The organism is Fibrobacter sp. UWT2 (genome assembly GCF_900142545.1).
Taxonomy (GTDB): domain Bacteria; phylum Fibrobacterota; class Fibrobacteria; order Fibrobacterales; family Fibrobacteraceae; genus Fibrobacter.
Map to the genome: position 1 here is coordinate 13,897 of NZ_FRBF01000026.1, position 18,864 is coordinate 32,760.

At 52.0% G+C, this 18,864-nt stretch carries 11 protein-coding genes; 10 read left to right on the forward strand and 1 reads right to left on the reverse strand.

From position 1 onward, the window contains the following. Position 1: 1 nt before the first annotated feature. The 6 genes from BUA40_RS13020 to BUA40_RS13045 all read left to right on the forward strand — a co-directional run bounded on the left by BUA40_RS13020 (position 2) and on the right by BUA40_RS13045 (position 11,108). Positions 2-2,032 (forward strand): LamG-like jellyroll fold domain-containing protein, encoded by a 2,031-nt coding sequence (locus BUA40_RS13020; RefSeq protein ID WP_072801287.1) that lies wholly within the window; start codon positions 2-4, stop codon positions 2,030-2,032. Positions 2,033-2,217: 185 nt separating this feature from the next. Next, entirely contained in the window at positions 2,218-4,161 is a 1,944-nt protein-coding gene (locus BUA40_RS13025) for a family 43 glycosylhydrolase (RefSeq protein WP_255369316.1), read from the forward strand. Positions 4,162-4,194: 33 nt separating this feature from the next. After that, on the forward strand, positions 4,195-5,748 hold the full coding sequence (locus BUA40_RS13030; protein WP_072801288.1) for a glycoside hydrolase family 43 protein: 1,554 nt from the start codon (positions 4,195-4,197) through the stop codon (positions 5,746-5,748). Positions 5,749-5,783: 35 nt separating this feature from the next. Further along, on the forward strand, positions 5,784-7,439 hold the full coding sequence (locus BUA40_RS13035; RefSeq protein ID WP_072801289.1) for a family 43 glycosylhydrolase: 1,656 nt from the start codon (positions 5,784-5,786) through the stop codon (positions 7,437-7,439). Positions 7,440-7,697: 258 nt separating this feature from the next. Beyond that, a complete protein-coding gene (locus BUA40_RS13040) occupies positions 7,698-9,485 on the forward strand; it encodes a glycosyl hydrolase 53 family protein (RefSeq protein ID WP_072801290.1) in 1,788 nt (595 codons plus the stop codon). 15 nt (positions 9,486-9,500) lie between these two features. After that, positions 9,501-11,108 (forward strand): right-handed parallel beta-helix repeat-containing protein, encoded by a 1,608-nt coding sequence (locus BUA40_RS13045; protein ID WP_083585414.1) that lies wholly within the window; start codon positions 9,501-9,503, stop codon positions 11,106-11,108. A gap of 65 nt (positions 11,109-11,173) precedes the next feature. Here the strand turns inward: BUA40_RS13045 and BUA40_RS13050 are convergent, their stop codons facing one another. Continuing rightward, positions 11,174-12,022, reverse strand: coding sequence for a TIGR02147 family protein (locus BUA40_RS13050; RefSeq protein WP_072801291.1), 849 nt, complete (start codon positions 12,020-12,022; stop codon positions 11,174-11,176). A gap of 129 nt (positions 12,023-12,151) precedes the next feature. On the opposite strand from BUA40_RS13050, the gene BUA40_RS13055 reads away from it, so the two are divergent. The 4 genes from BUA40_RS13055 to BUA40_RS13070 form a co-directional block, all read left to right on the forward strand. Next, entirely contained in the window at positions 12,152-13,780 is a 1,629-nt protein-coding gene (locus tag BUA40_RS13055) for a LamG-like jellyroll fold domain-containing protein (protein WP_072801292.1), read from the forward strand. Positions 13,781-13,952: 172 nt separating this feature from the next. Beyond that, entirely contained in the window at positions 13,953-15,338 is a 1,386-nt protein-coding gene (locus BUA40_RS13060; RefSeq protein WP_072801293.1) for a right-handed parallel beta-helix repeat-containing protein, read from the forward strand. A gap of 15 nt (positions 15,339-15,353) precedes the next feature. After that, entirely contained in the window at positions 15,354-16,865 is a 1,512-nt protein-coding gene (locus BUA40_RS13065; RefSeq protein WP_072801294.1) for a pectate lyase family protein, read from the forward strand. 107 nt (positions 16,866-16,972) lie between these two features. Then, positions 16,973-18,864, forward strand: a 1,892-nt coding sequence (locus tag BUA40_RS13070; protein ID WP_072801297.1) for a hypothetical protein, incomplete at its 3' end; no start/stop codon positions are given.

Here is an 18,864-nt window from a genome sequence, read left to right on the forward strand (position 1 = left end):
TATGATTACGAAGTACTTTGAATTCGTGATAAAAACGCTAATTGCCGTCGGTACGATTGCCGTATTTTCGGCTTGTAGTAACGACACATCGTCTCCTGATTCTGCGGGAATCCTGATTGAGACGAATACGGGGCACAAGGGCCTTGCCCGTGTGTATGTTGCGACTGACCTATGGAAACTTGTTCCGGGCGATACCGTGTCTTTGGCTTATACAGAACAAGATACTGTTGGCGATACGATTTTTGTTAATAAAAATGACTATCGCAAGGCTGTTGATACCTTATCTGTTCTTAGAGGAACCCTTGTCATGGATAGTGTTCCCGAAGGCTTGTATGATTCGGCGAAAGTCTATGACACGAAGGGTGGGGTGCGTTCGTATGCAGTAGACCTTGAAATTAAGAAAAATGAGGCTTATGCCGTTGATTCGAATGGGGTCAAGGCGCTTGCTGTCTATGAGTCGAACGGTTGGGCAGATATGTCCGATTTATCGTACATCTCGGTTTCTGATTTTAATATCAAAACGGGAGACACCTTAGTATTCTACGGAACGGAATTTCTTGAAGAGGATTCAAATGCCCTGTTTATTTCTCACTTTGAATATAGCGGCATCGGTTTGACTCTTCTTGTTGATTCTGCGGAAGTTGCATCTGGGATTGCGGAATTGTATACGATTCCGTTTGGTAGTTACGATTCTCTGCTGGTAAAATCTGCTAATGGTAAAACTCACAAGTACAATCTTTCGTTCTTTATAGAAAAAGAAAGGTCCTATTATATTGATTCGAATGGAGCGACTCCGATTACGATTGTCGATACACTCATACGAGAAGGAAAAGCTCAGTTCTATTTTTCTGTAGAATCATTCGAAATGGCTGAAAATGATACGCTTGTGATGTATCGCTCCGAAAGAAAAATCAAGAACGATACGCTCTTTGAAACGAATTATGTTGTGAATAGAGTGATGACTGCCGGTGATATCGCAAAAGGCGTCGCCAAGATCGAAAATGTGCCGGAAGGATTTTACAATGATTTAAGGATTGGTAGAGTGTCGAATGAACGCGGGCTATCCAACGGTTTTGCGGAAGATTCTAGACAGTGGAATTTATCTGTAACGCCGATATTCATATCGAGTTCTTATGTAGGCAACCTTGACAGTGTGGACGTAGCCTTGCCCGAAGGATTTGAAGACTTGGCCAAGACGGACGAAATTTTTGTCGATATCCCGTTCCCGATATTCTTGCCGGCATCGCTTGACAATCCTTGCTTGCTTGATGCGGAAGATAACCTTGTCAAGCTGGAAGCGAGCGAACGTGATTTCTATGCCGATAGCGTGTTGTATTGGGGCAGAGTTCCCGTGGTGAAATTTTCTGGAACGGGAAAACTCAAATTCAGAATTATAGATAAGTGTGTCGAAGATAACAATCTGCAATTACAGTTGGGTACCTACAGAAACCATTTCTCCGATGCGGAAATTTCCGATTCCGCTTACGCTAGGTTCAAAGATAAGAAGGATCTTCTGGGCCGTTCCCGCTGGACGGATTCTACCGACAATTGGTTCTACATTCCCGATTTCAAGCCCTTCTCTGAAGATGGCTACTACATGGGGCTCTCCATCTGGTTCAATATCGATTCCATGCAGGTGAGCGAGTACGCGCAAATTATTTCGGCCAAGAAGGACAGCGTGGGCTTCACCCTGCAGAAGCGTGGCTCGTCGGGTGCGGTGAACCTCAGACTCGATACGCGTACAGGTGTCTACAACACGGTCGTGGGTCGCGCGAACGGGGTACTCGACGGCACGTGGCATAACTATTCGTTCAAGATTCATGGCGATAGCGTGACCACCTTTATCGACGGAGCGCTGCTGGAATCCAGGCAGTTTGATGCGGGCGAGGGCTTTGCGACTGCGTTCAACCCCTCGATCGGCTACGGCGGGCTTCGCGGCGGTATTGACGAGGTGTTCTTCTTTGACGGCACACAGTCCAACAACTGGATGCGACTCTTCTACGCTCTGCAATATGCGGCTATAAAGGAATAAATGGGTGTTTAAGGCCCCTTTCGGGGCTTGTTTTGCGAAATGTAGACTTTTTTTAAGTAAAGTGTTGTAAAAATTGCATAATTTAGTTTGAAATTGCGTAAAAACTATTGACTTTTAATAAAAACTAGCGTATATTTAAAGTAGTAAACCTTATAGTAAAAAGGGAAATAAATATGTTTGGTGTGATGGGATTGAATTCTCGCGGAGTGGTGTCCGCGGCAATTTTCACGCTTGCTTTTGCGGGCCAGGGGGTGTTCGCCCAGTCGTGGTATGCAACTGACGTGCGCCAAGGGGGCCATGACCCTTCCATGTACAGGGACGAGAATGGCTACATCCTTATGTCCACGAATAACAACCTGGCAATGTGGACCTCGACGGACATGGTCAAGTGGAGTTCGAAGGGCCAGATTTTCAGGGATAGCCCGCAGTGGCTCAAGAATGCCGTGGGCGGTAGGACCGACGGCATCTGGGCTCCGGACCTGTTCCATTTCAATAACCAGTATGGAGTGTTCTACTGCGGTTCCGTTTTTGGCCAGCGCACATCTGCAATCGGTGTCGCGACAAACGCGAACCTGAACTTCTCGGATCCGGCAAAGGGTTGGACGGACCAGGGTGAGGTGACGCGCACCACGAACAGCAACAATTACAATGCGATTGATGCTGACGTGGTGGTGACTCCCGAAGGGCAGTATTGGATGACGTACGGGTCCTGGAATGCGGGCGGTATCCGTTTGATCAAGCTTGACCCCAAGACGGGCAAGCAGGCGAGCGACGACAAGACAAACTACCAGATTGCGACGCGCGGCGGTACGGGTATCGAAGGCCCGAGCCTCATTGAACATGGCGGAAAGTATTTCTTGTTCACGGCGTGGGACGTGTGCTGCAAGCAGGGTAACGAAATCGAACAGACCACTTACAAGACGGCCATGGGTCGCGCCGACAAGGTGAACGGGACTTACAAGGACCGCAGCGGCAAGGAACTCAACAAGGGTGGCGGAACCATCTTGATGCAGCGTTACAGCCGTTACGTGGGCCCGGGCGGCGGCGAAGCCTTCAAGGACCTGAACCGCATCCGCTTTGTGCATCATTACTACGACCTGACCGGTGACAAGTACAACCACATCCACATTCGCGACCTGGTGTTTACCGACGACAACTGGCCCGAAATGGGGCAGCCCTTCCTCGGGCGCTACCTGAGTGCCGAGGCGGAACACGGCATTATGACACGCGGTGCGACGGATGACCTGACCTTCAATTACACGAAGGAAGCCTCGAACGGCGAATACGTGGGCTACATCAATACGAAAGGTTCCAAGATTCGCTTGCCGATGAACATTATGCAGGCGGGCGACTACATTCTGCGTTACCGCTACGCGAACGGCGGCGATAATGATGCTACACATAAAGTAACGGTGAATGGAAAGGCGCAGACGGTGAAGCTCCCGAAGACGGGCGCCTGGGGCAGTTTCCCCGAAAAGTCCGTGGCGATGATTCCGGCGACGCTCAAGCGCGGAGGCAACTTTATCGAGGTGGAGCCCGACCAGAATTTTGCGGAACTGGACCGCATCGACTTCTTGCGCGTGATTCGCGATACCATTCCGGGCAACGGCTTCGATAACGGCATCAAGGTGCGTCTCACGAACGACGACAAACTTGCCGTCAAGAACGGTGGCTACGCCATCTTCGAAAACGTGGTGACGGATTCTATCAGGAGTACCGAAGTCAAGGTCGAACTGCAGCAGTGCAGCGGCGGAACGCTCAGTATCCGCGAGGGTTCTGCCTCGGGTACGGAACTTTCCAAGTGCACTGTTCCTTTGAGCTGCGCAAGCGGCACCTGGACCGAAGTGAGCTGCTCTGCCACCAAGAAACTTTCGGACGTCATGGACTTCTACCTCACGGGTAGCGGCATGAGCGGCGAAGTGCTGGTGGGCAACATCCGTTTCGGAAAAATTGCTGAACCGCCTGTTTCGAGCTCCAGCGTGACTCCGCCGGAAAGTTCCAGCAGCGGAACGACTGCGATTGCTCCGTGCGTCCTTCGCAACGATGTGCAGACGCCTGCTCGCAAGGGCTATCGCGACCTCAAGGGCCGTAGCTTCAACAAGCAGATTCCGTATAGGGTAATGTTCTAATGATGAATTATCTCCCTTAAGGTAGGCTTTATTATGCATAAAATTTCTTCAATTGCTCTGCTTCTAGCTGCGACCTGTTTTGCGGCAAACCCGCTCACTACAAAATTCTACTCTGCCGATGCCGCGGCGCTCGTGCACAACGATAGCCTGTTTATTTTTGCGGGCCACGACGAGCAGGGCGCTCAGGGGAATAACAACAAGTTCTTCTTGATGAATGACTGGCACGTGCTGGTGACCGACGACATGGAAAACTACCATGACTACGGTGCGGTACTTTCGTGGCGGACCTTCGAGTGGGCGAGCGGCAACGCCTTCGCGGGCCATTGCGAATACCGTAACGGCAAGTTCTACTGGTACGTGGCGGTGCATCATAAGACCATCAAACAAGACGAAGGCTTTGCGATTGGCGTCGCGGTGGCCGATCACCCCTCGGGCCCGTGGAAAGATGCCATTGGCAAGGCGCTCGTGACCGACGATACCCAGAACGATGTCGCGCTGAATATCGACCCCGCAATTTTCTACGACGGGAACGATATCTGGATGTATTGGGGCTCGTGGAATGCGGGCCGTCGCGTGAAACTCAAGGAAAATATGATTGAGCTCGCGAGTACGCCCGAAGACATCAAGATCAAGGATTTCTTCGAAGCTCCCTGGATGCACAAGTACCGCGGCAACTACTACTTCAGTTACGCCTCGGGTTACCCTTCTACGACAAACTATTCTATGGCCACGAGCCTGAATGGCCCGTGGACGCAGAAGGGTGTGCTGAATGACAAACTCGACAATTCCGAGACGAATCACCAGGCGATTTTTAAGTATCTCGGGCATTGGTATTTTATGTATCACGGCGCGAATGCTCCGGGTGGCTGGACTTATCGCCGTTCCGTGAATATCGATTACCTGTACTACGACGAGAATGCGAATATCCAGAAAATCAAGCGCACTACCACGGGTGTAGACAAAGTAAATAACGCGCTCGTGGAAAACGGCACGTACCGTCTGACCGTTTCGCACAGCAACCTGTCGTTTGTCGAAGAGAACGGAATCGTGGTGCAGCGCCCCGAAAGCGAAAAGGATGCGAACCAATTCTGGACCGTGGAACGCAGCGCGGAAAATGCCCGCCATTACACGCTCAAGAATTACGGTACCGGCCGCTACTATTGCCCGCCCAAGACGCTGCTCGATACCGTCAAGACATCGACGACCGCCTGCGAAATCCGCATCGAGAACGCCTCTGCCGCGAAGGGCTACTACCTGTATGGCGATTACGACAGCGACCTTGTGGGCGACGTGCTGAATGTCTCGAAGGACACTGGCATGCCCGTGATTACCTGGGTGCGCACCGGTGCGGACAACCAGAAGGTGAAACTCGCGAAGGCGACCCCGCCGGCCGTTGAACCGGAATCGTCTTCTAGCATCAAGGAATCTTCCAGCAGCGAAGTCGCGCCCGAAAGTTCCAGCAGTGGAACTACCGCGATTGCTCCGCGCGCAGCTCGCCAGGGAATGCAGGTGCCTGCTCGCAAGGGTTACCGTGACCTCAAGGGCCGCAGTTTTGACAGGCGGATTCCGTATCGGGTGATGTTCTAGCGGAATTAACTTATTCTAAAAACAGGAGTGTTTGGATGTATGGATTGGGAAACGCCCTACGGGGCGGCTTTGTGGGTGTCGGCTTGTCGCTAGCCGTTGGTGCATTTGCGGCGAGCAATCCCATTGTCACAAAAATGTTCACGGCAGACCCCGCGGGGCTCGTTCACAACGATACCATGTATATCTTCACGGGACATGACGAGGCGCCCGCCGGTCACGAAGGCTACATAATGAACGACTGGCACATATTCTCTTCGGGAGATATGGATACCTGGGTGGATCGCGGGGCCGTGCTTTCTATCAAGTCGTTCAAGTGGGCGCGTGGCAGCGCCTGGGCGAGCCAGACTATCGAACGGAACGGCAAGTTCTACTGGTACGTGACCGTGCACGACGGCAGGGACTTTGCGGTTGGTGTCGCGGTTGCGGACCATCCGGCCGGCCCGTACAAGGATGCCATCGGCAAGGCACTCATTACCAGCGACATGACTCCGGCGAATAGCGGCGTGAATTACGATATCGATCCGACCGTCTTTATCGATGACGACGGACAGGCCTATATTTATTGGGGCAACGGCGCCGTGATGGGCTACAGGCTCAAGGAAAACATGGTTGAATTGCAAGGCAACATGTTCAACGTGACGCCGCCCAGCTTTACCGAGGCTCCATACGTTCATAAAAGGAACGGCTACTACTTTTTGACGTATGCCTACGGCTGGGAAGAACGCATTGGCCAGGCGACCATGAAAAGCCCGACGGGGCCCGTATCCAATTCCAAGGTCATTGTCGGTTACAACAAGAATTCCAATACGAGCCACCAGGCGTTCGTCGAATTCCATAACCAGTGGTATTACATATATCATACGGGCGCGATTGGCGGCAGTTTCCGCCGTGCGCTGTGCGTGGACTACGCCTACTACGAAAACGATTCGACCATCGCGAACATCACCATGACCGATGCGGGCGTAAAGAAGGTTGACCACGCGCCGATCAGGGATGGCGTTTACCGCATCAAGGCGCGGCACAGCGGCCTGAGTCTCGAAGACAGCCGTAGCGTTGTAATCCAGATGGATTCCGAAGAAAGCGAATCGCAGTTGTGGGCGCTCAAAAGAATCGACGGTTACACCTACACGCTCAGGAACATCGAAACGGGGAAGTATCTCTCGTTCGGCAAGGGAAACCTGCTTGATACGGCAAGGACCGTCGAGGCCGAGAATCGCATTGTCATCGAGAACTTTAATGTGGATGACGGTTACCGTTTGTACGCGGATACCGCAAGTGAATACCTAGGCGACGTCCTGAACATCTCTACGGAGGCGGGCATGCCGCTTGTTGTGTGGAAACAGACCGGGACGCAGAATCAGTCGTTCAAGTTCGAATACATGGGCGATGAATCTGCATATAGTTCTTCTAGCTCTGTTGTCGCCGAAAGTTCTTCTAGCGAGGCCGTGTCGAGCAGTTCCGCAGAAATTACGTCGCTAGTCGCAGCGCCAAAAAAATTCGGTGCGCGGATTGTCGGGGTTTCTCGCGTGGATGGGTTGCGGTTCTCGCGGGCCACGGATTACGCCCTGATGAACCTGCACGGCATGGTGGTTGCCCGCGGGCACGCCGCGCAAGTTTCGGTGAGGGATTTTGCTCCCGGCGCATACGTGGTAAGGCTCGGCGGCCGCATCCAGAAAATCGAGCTGAGGTAAAGCATGTTCGACCGTGAAAATTTCGCCATCGTCAAGCAGATTGCGGTACTCAGTCTGCTCGCCATCGCGCTAGGGCTTGTTTACGGCTGAGGGAAATCTTGTCCTGCGTTAAATATCGCCGTTTTTCGTTCGAAAACGGCGATTTTAAATTTTTTCAAAAAATATAGTACGTTTTATAGTAAAATGAGTTATATTTATAGAAAATTGTAGTATATTTTGTAGTACAACAAGACGTTAATTCAAACAAAGGAGTGAAGGATGTTTGGAATGGGTAAAATCATCAGGAAAACGGCGCTGGCTCTGGGTGCCGTGGCGGTTGCGGCGCTTGCGCGTCCGTATATCGTGGGCGTCGATGTCTCGTGGGTGCTCGAAGACGAATCGTTAGGAGCGACCTACTACGATGACGGCAAAAAGCAGGATCTTTTCGACATCTTGCAGAACAACGGCATCAACTTTATCCGCGTGCGCACCTTCGTGAATTCGTGCATCGGCTACGCCAAGGAGAGCTACTCCGGCGCGAATTCCAACGTGTGCTGGTGCGACCTGGAACATACCATCGCGCTCGCCAAGCGCATCAAGGCGCACAACATGGGATTCTTCCTCGATTTCCATATGAGCGACACGTGGGCCTCCATCGGCCACCAGGATGTTCCTGCTTCTTGGGCAGGCAAGGGCAACGCCGAAATGGGCAAGCTCGCCTATAATCACGTGAAGACCACCATGGATGCTCTCATGAAGGCGGGACTCCGCCCCGACATGGTGCAGGTGGGTAATGAAATCAACTCGAAGGTGGCGGGTGTTTCGATGAGCAAAATGGCGGATTTCGCGAACATCATCAATTCGGGTGTAAAGGCTGTCCGCGAGACGGATCCTTCCATCAAGATTGTGATGCAGCACGGTCAGCCGCGCCCCGAGAAGGGCTTTGCGGATTGGTACAACAAGATTCATGCGAACATCGACTACGATGCCATTTGCGGTTCCACCTACGGCACCACGAACAACGGGCAGGATTGGCGTGACATGTTCGGCTTGGTGATCAAGAACAAGAAGCCCGTGCTGAGCTGCGAATATACGGGCGAACGCACGGCCCTCGTGAACTCGGTGTTCTATGAGTTTGGCGACTTGGGCTGGGGAACCTTCGTGTGGGAACCGACCCGCTACAGTAAAAAGCCCATGTTCGATCGCGACGGACAGAAATATACGGCGAATGCGCGACTCAAGGAGCTGCGCGACATCGCAAAGAAATACGCGGCGACTCTCCCGGACTGGGTGCAGAATGGAAAGACTGTCAAGAAGTACAACGTGAAGACGACTGTCGCTTACGGCGGCTCGATTGCGCAGAGCATCGAGGGTAGTGAAATTGCGGAAGGGAGCAAGGTGACCTTTACGGCCGTTCCGCAGGAGGGCTGGGAATTTGTGGCGTGGACCGGCGACAATACGGGTAACGGCAAGGAATACACGGTGGCAAGTCTCGGCAAGGATGTGAACCTGGGCGCGACCTTCAAGTTCGTGGGCAAGGATTCGCTCAAGTACGAAGCGGAAAACGGCGTGTTCAACAAGACGGTTCTCGAGTCGACGCACGAAGGCTTCTCGGGCAAGGGCTATGCGAACCTCGATAACGAGGTGGGTTCCTCGGTGACGCTTTCAGTGGTTACTGCAGGCGAGGGCGACAAGGACGTGAAAATTGTATTCGCGAACGGCTCTACGGCAAATCGCCCGGTAAGTGTTGCGGTGAACGGCAAGGTGCAGGTGGAATCGGTGGACTTCGAATCGACGGGTGCCTGGGAATCGTGGGATTCTAGCGTGGTGACGCTCAAGTTGCCTGCGGGTGCAAGCACCATCACTATCGCCTCGCTCACGAAGGATGGCGGCCCGAATATTGACCGCGTCGAGTTCGTGCGTGCAGATTCCGGAACGACGGTGCTCCAGAGGATTCCCGTGCGTAGCAATGCGTTCCGCAATGGTAGCCGGAACTTCCTGGTGAACGGGCGTTCTGCGGGTGCCTTGAAGAACCACGCGTCAAAAATTAAGATATATTCAAAGTAACGGGATGAGGTGTTTATGAAAATGAAGCGCATGTTGTGTGCGGCCGTGATTGCCTTGGCTGCAGCGGAAACTTTCGGCGCGGTCTACTATGTGGCCCCCGACGGAAAGAATACGAACAAGGGAACGAAGGATAGCCCCTTCGCGACCCTCAATAAGGCGAATTCCGTAGTGAACGCGGGCGATACCGTTTGGATTCGCGGTGGAACCTACTTGCATACGGACACGAACTATGTGAAAAACGACAATATGTTCGCGGGCATTCACTTGACCAAGAGCGGCTCAAGCGACAACAAGCGCATTCATTACCTCGCGTACCCGGGCGAAAAGCCTGTCTTCGACTTCAGCAAGATGCCGATTGCCGACGGTTCGAACAACATAAGGTATACTTCGGGTATCTTGATTCAGGCGCAATACCTGCACCTGAAAGGGCTCGAAGTCAAGAACGTGCCCATGAAGGGCGAATCTAATGTGGGCGTCTACATTTCACGCAGCAAGCATATCTTCTTGGAACTGATGGACAGCCACCACAACGGCGGTTCGGGATTCTTCGTGAACGAGCGCGGCACGGGAAGTGCGGGCGGCCACCTGTTCTTGAACTGCGACAGTCACGACAATTACGACCCCAACGGGCGCCAGGGCGACGGACAAAATGCCGACGGCTTCGGCGTGCATTACCAGACTAGCGGCGATACGACAAAGTTCATCGGGTGCCGTGCCTGGTGGAACAGCGACGACGGCTGGGATTTTATTAGCCAGGAATTCCCGGTAGTCATCGAAAACAGCTGGGCGATGGGTCATGGCTACAGCAACTACGGTACCGGCAAGCCGAAGGATGGCAATGGCAACGGCTTCAAGGCGGGGAGCAGCAAGACGGGGGTGCGCCACACTATCCGCAACTGCGTCGCCTGGAAAAACAAGGCGTCGGGCTTTTACGCAAACCACAGCAGCGGCGGTAACGACTGGTTCAACAATACGGCCTATATGAACGGTACCGCGTTCAACATGTGGGCGAGCACCTGGGATGCAGACGACAACCGCACTGACGGTGTGGTGCTTAAGGGCGACAAGGCTCACGTGATGAAGAACAACATCGCCTTCCCGAATAAGACGGCCTACATTGGCGGCGAATATGCGGCGGGCGAATACAATACCTGGAACCTGAACATTACCCCGAATGAATCGGATTTCGTGAGTGTGTCTGACCCGAGCATGACCGTGACGGGTAAGGAACTCGGGCCTCTCGGCGGTGCTTTCGGGCCGCGCCAAGCTGACGGTAGCCTTCCGGATATTGACTTCCTAAAGCTCGCAAAGAACAGCCAGATGATTGACAAGGGCGTGAATGTGGGGCTCAAGTACGAGGGCAAGGCTCCGGATTTGGGTGCGTACGAATACGGCTATGTGGCGCCTGTTATAGTGCCGGTCGATACATCGGTTGCGCCGGTCGATTCGATTGCGGATTCTACGGATGCTTCTGCGGGCGACTCGACGACCTTTGTGCGCACGTTTCCGCAACGTAGGCAGAATATGCAGCAGCCGGGACGCCTGTTCTACGTGAACGGTCGCGCGGTGAATGCGCTACGTGCAGGTAACCGCAAGGCAGTGCAGCCCACATTCGCAAAGTAGTTTTCAATACCAAACAAGACGTCCCGACGAATGTCGGGGCGTTTTTGTATAAAAATTATGGAAAATTATTTCCCGCCGACGGGGAACAGTGCAAATTCCAGTTGGAAAACTTTATCGCTCCCTTCGTCTTCTTCGGCGAGGAGCGCGATTTCTTTACGGAAGGCGTTGATTCGCTCTACAATGCGTTCGTAGCCTTCTTGGCTGATTCCAAGTGTAAGGCCCGAAACATGGCGTGTGCCAGGAGCGTCGCGGTCAATGGAATCTGCAGCGAGCTTTAGGCAATTCTGGTGATAGCCGCGGAGTGCGAGTTTCGAGGTGCGATCGCCGGTGGTAATGGCGCTTTCGGTCAGCACGTACTTGCCCGATTCATCTTTCTTGATGAGTTGACATTCTTCGAGTAGCTTTACGGACTGTTTTGCCTGTTCGACAGTGATGTTCGGACGAACTTGCTTGGCGAGCGCCTCGTAGTTGCCGTCAAAACCGAACATTCCGATAAGGCTGCGGATCGTGAGATGCCGCCAGTCGGAATATACCATGTACTGAGCATGCCCGAGCAGGTGCTGCTTTTCGGCGAATCGTACGACTTTGAGTACGGCCTGCATTTGCTCGAAGGCGGCGTTGCGTTCGTCGGTTGTTTCGGCCTGGTTGAACTTGACAAGCGCTACGAAAAATTCGGTTTCGTGCTTGCCGAGGCGAAGCCCCGAAGCCACTTTGGGAATGCTTTGGCTCGAAAGGTTTTTGTCGCCGTTCATGACGCGGCTAATAAAGTCCTTGGCCTTGAAACCGATCTTGTCCGAAAACACGCGAAGCGAAAAGGCGGGGTTCGCCTCTTTCTTTGCGTTGTAGTAATCTTTCAAAAATTCCCGGTAATCCAGGTATTCGAAGATTCTTTTTGTCGGTTTCTTTTCGCCCATACCCTAAATGTAAGAAAAAAGTCCGCGTAGAGGGGAAAAATCGTTATATTCCCGTTGTCTAGAAACAACGCGTTATAATAGGGAATATTTGTTTTCCTTTTTAGCGAAACTATATTTATATTAGTGGTGATGGATACTTTGAAATACTTTTTAGCGGGTTTCGTTGCCCTTTTTGTGGGTTGTTCTTCGGACAGCCAAGTGGCGGGCAATAGTGCCGAAACGGGTTCCCCGGAACTCGCGGGTATCTTGGTGCTTGACAATGGTAAGCCTGCCGCCCGTACGAAAGTTCAGTGTGTGCCGGGCGACTACAACATCGTTGCTGCAAGCGAGGCTGACCAAGTCCTGCCTTCTGCGTTCGAAACCGAAACGGATGAAAACGGCAACTACGAATTCGATTCCATCCCGGCGGGCAGTTTCTCTCTCGAGGCTTTCCATCAAGAATCGGGCCAGATGCTTCTAGTGCAGGACCTGAGTGCCGAAGAGGACGAGCCCCTTGCTGTAAATGACACCTTGCGTAATTCCGGAACGGTCAAGCTTCTCGTATCGGGCGCGTTCCGCGAAAACCAAAGCGGCGAGGCCATCGTCATCGGGACGACCATTCGCAGAAGGGTTTCTGTGCAGAACGGGAAAATCGTGGTCGATAGCCTCCCGGCAGACACGTTTGAACTTATTGTTTACATGGATGGCATGAGCCCGTTTGGATTTAAGGATGTTTCCGTAAAGCCTGAAGAGACTACAGTCTGGGGCGATTCGGTGACGTACACATTGAAAGCTCCGCTCGCGCTCCCCGAAGGAATTGATACGCTTGGCTCAGTTGTGAGCGATTTCCCGCTGGCCATTCGCTTGACGGAAAAAGAAATTGCTTTCGATTCCGCGGAGGTGGTGAACGGCCGCTGGGAGGCCGTGCGCATTTCGCAGGACGGAAACCGCAGCAAGAAACTCCCTATTGCGCAGACTTACTTTGACGCTTCTGCCAAAGAGGCTGTGTTCTGGGTGCGTGTCGATTCGCTGAATGTTTCAGATTCCCTGGAACTCCATTTTGACAACACCATGAACCCCGCGTACGCAAAGGATGTGTTCCCCACGAACCGCAGCTATTCTTTGGTGTGGCATTTCGATAGCGGCCTTGCACCTGTGGACGATGGAGCGGAAAAGGGATACTTCGAAGGTCTGCCGACAGGGGCCGTGGCTGCCGACGGTGTTGTTGGTAGGGGAGTGGAACTTGATGAAGGCGATGTTATTGTCGTCGAGAATTCGAGTGCGGCTGATTCCTCGCGCAAGGTGAACTTGAATTATGACGGCAGCGGATATTTCTGCTTCTCGGTGTGGGTAAAACTTGACAATCTCGAAGAAAAACAGACCATCTTTGAAAAGTCCAAGGAATATGCGTTGCGCTATGATCCGGAGAAGGGTTTTGTGGTTGACCTCTGGGTTCCCGATACGAGTTCCGATTCAATAAAATACGCCTGGGTGTCTGGAACGTCTGATATTAAGGCAGGCGAGTGGGTGTATGTCGCTTTCAGTCGCCACACGATATCGCAGTCCAATTTCTACGTGAACGACCGCAAGATTGAAACGGAGCCGGAACAAATCGCTTGGACGGGCGTCCGTGAACTGGCCGACTTCAAAGTGGGCGGCTTTACCGGCATGATTGACGAACTCATGCTTGGGAGCTGTTACCGCGATGACGACTGGACACGCCTTACCTACCTGAACCAGCGTCCCGAAAATTACTGGCCAGCCCTTTCGGCCCGCTAGGCGTAATCCATAAATAATTATTTTTTTTGTAAAAATGAGAACATTTTTGCAAAAAAATCGCTGTATCTATTGACTTTACGAAAAGAATAACTTATATTCTGTTTTGATATTTTGAGAACATTTTTGAGAACGGGAATGAATGTTTGTCGGAATATCAAAGGATGTACTTGGGATGAATTATTTGAAGAATATCCGCTTGGTGGAAATTTTGACGGCAGCTTTTGCCGTTTTGGCGCTTGCCGGGAATACCCATGTAAAGCCTGGCGACGATTTTATTTCGGCCATGACTAAGGCCTCCGCCGGAGATACCGTCTTTTTTGAAGCGGGAACATACCAGGTGCCCTATACAGAGGGTCAGGCGAATACGATTACACTTTCTAAGTCAGGAATGGCGGACAAGCCCATTGTGTTCTATGCGGCGGGCCATGCGACTGCCGTGATAGACTTCCAGTTCCCGGAACTCACCTATGTCGACAAGGGCGTGGGGCTGAGCATGACCGGCAGTTATTACGAACTTCACGGTCTCGCCGTTACCCGTGCGGGATACCAGGGAGCCTATGTGACAGGGTCGTACAACAAGTTCTACAACATGTCGTTTTTCGAAAACCGCAATTCCGGTTTGGAAATTAACAAGGGCGGGAATCATACGCTGGTGGTCAACGTAGATGCGTACCGTAATTATGACCCCAAGAAAAAGGGCGGCATGGCTGACGGCTTTGCGAGCAAGCAGACTCAGGGAGCAGGAAATGTGTTCATCAACTGCCGTGCTTGGGAAAATTCCGACGACGGTTTTGACTTTTTTGATTCACCCGACAGTGTCATTGTCTATGATTCCTGGGCGTTCCGGAATGGGGTCAATGTTTTTGGCTATGCGGCCGAGCTCTTTGATGGAAACGGCAATGGCTTTAAGATGGGCGGCAATAAAGCCCAAGCGAATCACCGTTGCACGCGTTGTATTGCGTTTGACAATCCGGTAAAGGGCTTTGACCAGAACAACAATACGGGTGGCATTACGGTGGAACAGAGCCTTGCTTACCGCAACGGAAGCAGTGGTGCCGCCAATTATGGAATGGGTGGGGCGCTGAATGCGGGGCAAAAGCATCACCTGCGGAACAATATCTCTTATAAGGGCAAAAATGCCGACTCTTTTGGTTCGTCTAGCGAACAGAAAACGAATTCCTGGAACATTTCGGTGACTGTGAGTGACGATGACTTTGAGTCGTTGGACACGAGCCTTGCGACGATTGCCCGAAATGCGGATGGACTGCTCCCGTACACAAAGTTGTTCCGCCTGAAAAAAGGGAGCGTCTTGATTGACAAGGGGACGGAAATTGGCTTTGATTATGTTGGCTCGGCACCGGATCTTGGACCTTACGAATATGGCGAAATTGCAGCAGAATCCAGTTCTTCGGAAGTGTCTTCTAGCAGTGCTACAACGACTGTTATTCGCCGCAGGGTGGCCCCTGCTGACAGGCGTAAAGATGCTCCGAGGTTCAATGCATTGGGGCGTTCGGTAAAATCCGCGGAACCTTTCCGTTGGAGCGTCAGTTGGTTTTAATAAAGAGGTGGAAAAATGAAAGCAAAATATTTGGCAATTCTCTTGATGAATGTGGGGCTCTTTGCGGCTACCCCTAACTTCGATATGGTGGGGTATGCCACTTTGGAAGGGGGCACTACCGGCGGTAACGGGGGCAAGGTTGTGGAAGTCTCCAACTTTGCCGAATTTAAGCAGTACGCCGAAGATTTGGAAACTCCTTACGTCATTATCGTGAAGGGTGAAATCAATACCGGTATCAAGACGTTTATCGATGAAAATGGCCATGTGGCCTCTTCGGGTACGGCAACGACTTATGGCGAATTGGTCTTGGTCGGCAATAACAAGACGATCATCGGTAAAGGCGAATCGGCGTTCCTTAATCGAGTGGGCCTGATGATTCAGAATAAACATAACATCATCATTCGTAACATCAAGTTCACCATGAGCGATGTTCCCATTAGCAAGACCGACGAAAACAAGGTGATCGCTTTCCGCAATGGGACAGAAGTTGTCCTCAATGACCCGGACTGCATCGCGATTTCTGCGGACTCTGCTGCCACTAACTGGGCTGACAAGAATAAGCAGGGAAGCCATAACATTTGGATCGATCACTGCGAATTCTATAATGCCTACACCAGCAACAAGGACCGCTACGATGGTCTGCTGGATGCCAAGAACAACATTTACAATGCGACTTTTAGCTGGAATTATTTCCACAACCATCATAAGGGAAGCCTCATTGGCAATAGCAACGGAGATAGTCTTCGTCATGAAATAACGATCCACCATAACTTTTATAAGGATCTGGATGCGCGTACTCCCATGATGCGCCATACTAAAATTCACCTTTATAACAACTATGTTCTCGGTCAGGGAACAGGCAACGGCCCGAATGTTCGCTATGGTTCTGACGACTACTTTGAAAATAATCACTATGCGGGCCTCAGCAAGGCGATTTTCGCTGGCGATGATGGCGTCGCTACCATTGTTGGAAACTATTACGAAGGCTGCGCCAACTTCCAGAGTAGTGGCTGTAACAGCAAAAAAATGAAGATTTCCGTAAATCCCGGTACTTCGCTTACTTCCAGGGATACCGCATGGGTCACTTACGATACAGAAATCCCTAAGGGAACTTTCAATCCCAAGAGCGTCTACAGCTATAGTGCAGATCCCGTAGGCGATGTGAAGGGCTTGGTGACAAATTATTCTGGCATTGGTAAAATTGATATCAGCGAATATGAAAAAGGAACGAAAATCGACCCGGTGATTGTTAGCTCAAGTTCTGTCGCCGAAGTAAGTTCTAGTAGCGTTACGAGTTCTTCAAGTAGCTCCGAAAACACAACGCGGTTGATTGCAACCGATGTCGAGTTCACCATTTCGCCTATGACCAAGGTGCAAATTTTCTCCTTGACAGGAAAACTGATCAAGCAGGGCTTTTACAGCGAATGGGAACAATTGAAGTCTAGCCTCCCGCAAGGCCACTACATTGTGCGAGGGCTTCACCAAACATTAATATTCCAGTCCCGAAGAAAATGCTCTCGTCTTTAAGGTAGTGGAGCAATCGTTGTCTGTAGACAACACGTAAACAAAGTTTTCGACACTCCTTAGCTTGCTAGGGAGTATTTTTTATGTCAGCATAAAAGTTGGAGTGTGTTATGCGAAAAAGTTGTTTGGGATTGATTCCGGGCGCCGTTTTGTCGGCTGCCCTAGGTGTTCACACATACGCGGCGTCGGGTGATGCTTACACATGGCCCGGTTACCGCAGCGACCTGGATTACGACACAAAGTCTAATCTGGGCGACATTCAGCCGCCGACCAAGTTCAATAACAATTGTTCGGGCGTTACCGGAAAGAAGGCCGGTAAATGGTGGGCGTTTTACTGGGGCAAGGATCGCGACAGCCGCATTACCGACGTGACGATTGATTCGATCCTCAAGAAGTACGATACCGATTTCGAGTACCTGTACAATGAGATGGGATGGTCGCCGGATGCCCAGGCGCAAGAAGGCCAGTACAGTGCCGTTTATTACTATGGCTCGGGTACGTGTGCCGGTGGTGCGAAGGACGATACCACGGGTGGTTGGCAGACATGGGTGGCGGGCTACACGGCGGTGGCGGCTTCGTTCTATCCGCTCTACAGTTTTAACACGAGTTGTCCCTACCGCGATCGCGTGGCGCAGATGGATGCGATGATTCACGAGGGAATCCACTCGATGACGAACGGCTACCCTGGCGCAAAGGATGCACACTGGTTCCAAGAAGCGGGTAACACATGGATTCAGCAGGATATGTTCAGCCACCGCGATGGTGTATACAGCGGTATGGGATTTCTGAATGCGGCGACGGTTATTGCGCCGTTTATGCCTATTGAAACCTATTCGGGCTGGCTGATTGACGGCACTTTCGGTGGCCCTGGTGGCGGCGCCGATGACGGTGGCGTGACCGGTAAAAATCAGCGTTACCTGCTGGGTGGTTCGCAGTATAGCAACATCTTCCCGACGTTTATCGGAACGTGGATTGGTACGGGGGCTGTGCGCTGGATTTACGGAAACGCTTACGGCAAGACCAAGTACCTGCTTGAAACTTACGGTCTCGACAAGGGCCTTGGCGATGCGGGCGTGCGCAGGCTCATTACCGAATTCCGCGCAAGGCTTGCGATGCTCGACATGAAAAAATGGTCTAGCGAAATCAAGAACCTGTTGAACCAGCATTTCGGAAGCGACACCTACTGGGAACAGGACATGTGGGACAATAACAGGAAAAGCTACACCTGGACCATGACGCCTTACCAGACGGTAACGGAAAGCAACGGTTACCTTGTACCGAATCAGGAAACAACTCCGGGTTGGTCGGGCTCGAACGTGGTGCCGCTGAAGGTACAAAGCGGCGCTAAAGAAGTGACGGTGAGTTTCTACCCGAACGGCGCGAATTCCAATAACAATAATATGAATTTCTTGCTGTGCTACCGCGCAACTGACGGTACACCTGTGTACAGCGAACCCATTACGGGTGAAGGCTCCGCGACGCTTCGCCTGGACAAGACGCCTTCTTCGACAAATGGGACGCCGATGGTTTTCGCGGTCATCGTGAATACGGATTACCAGTACACCGGCAATACAGGAATTCGCAAGCTGCATTACGATTATAAGTTGAAGCTGGAGACGGGCGTGAGTGGCGCAGGAGCGGCAAACGTCAAGTACTACAATGATTTCAAGCTGGAATACGAGTGGCCCGAAATCGGCGAAACCCCGGTTGCGTCCAGTAGCTCTGTAGCTTCGAGCAGCTCTGTCGCTCCCGCAAGTTCCAGCAGCGTGGTGGCTTCCAGCAGCTCCGAAAAGATTGTCTTGGACGGTGCCACGACGTACACCATCACGGTGACGCTGCCGATTGACGACAATTATGCGACGGTTGCGGCAAAATTTGATGTAAATGAAATCGCGCAAAAGCTTGGACTTACTGCGGCGACTCTTTCCCAGGCGACCTTCTTTGCCCAGGAAAGCGACGGCAACATGGTGACCAACAGCACCGCCACCGCTCCGGGACACTG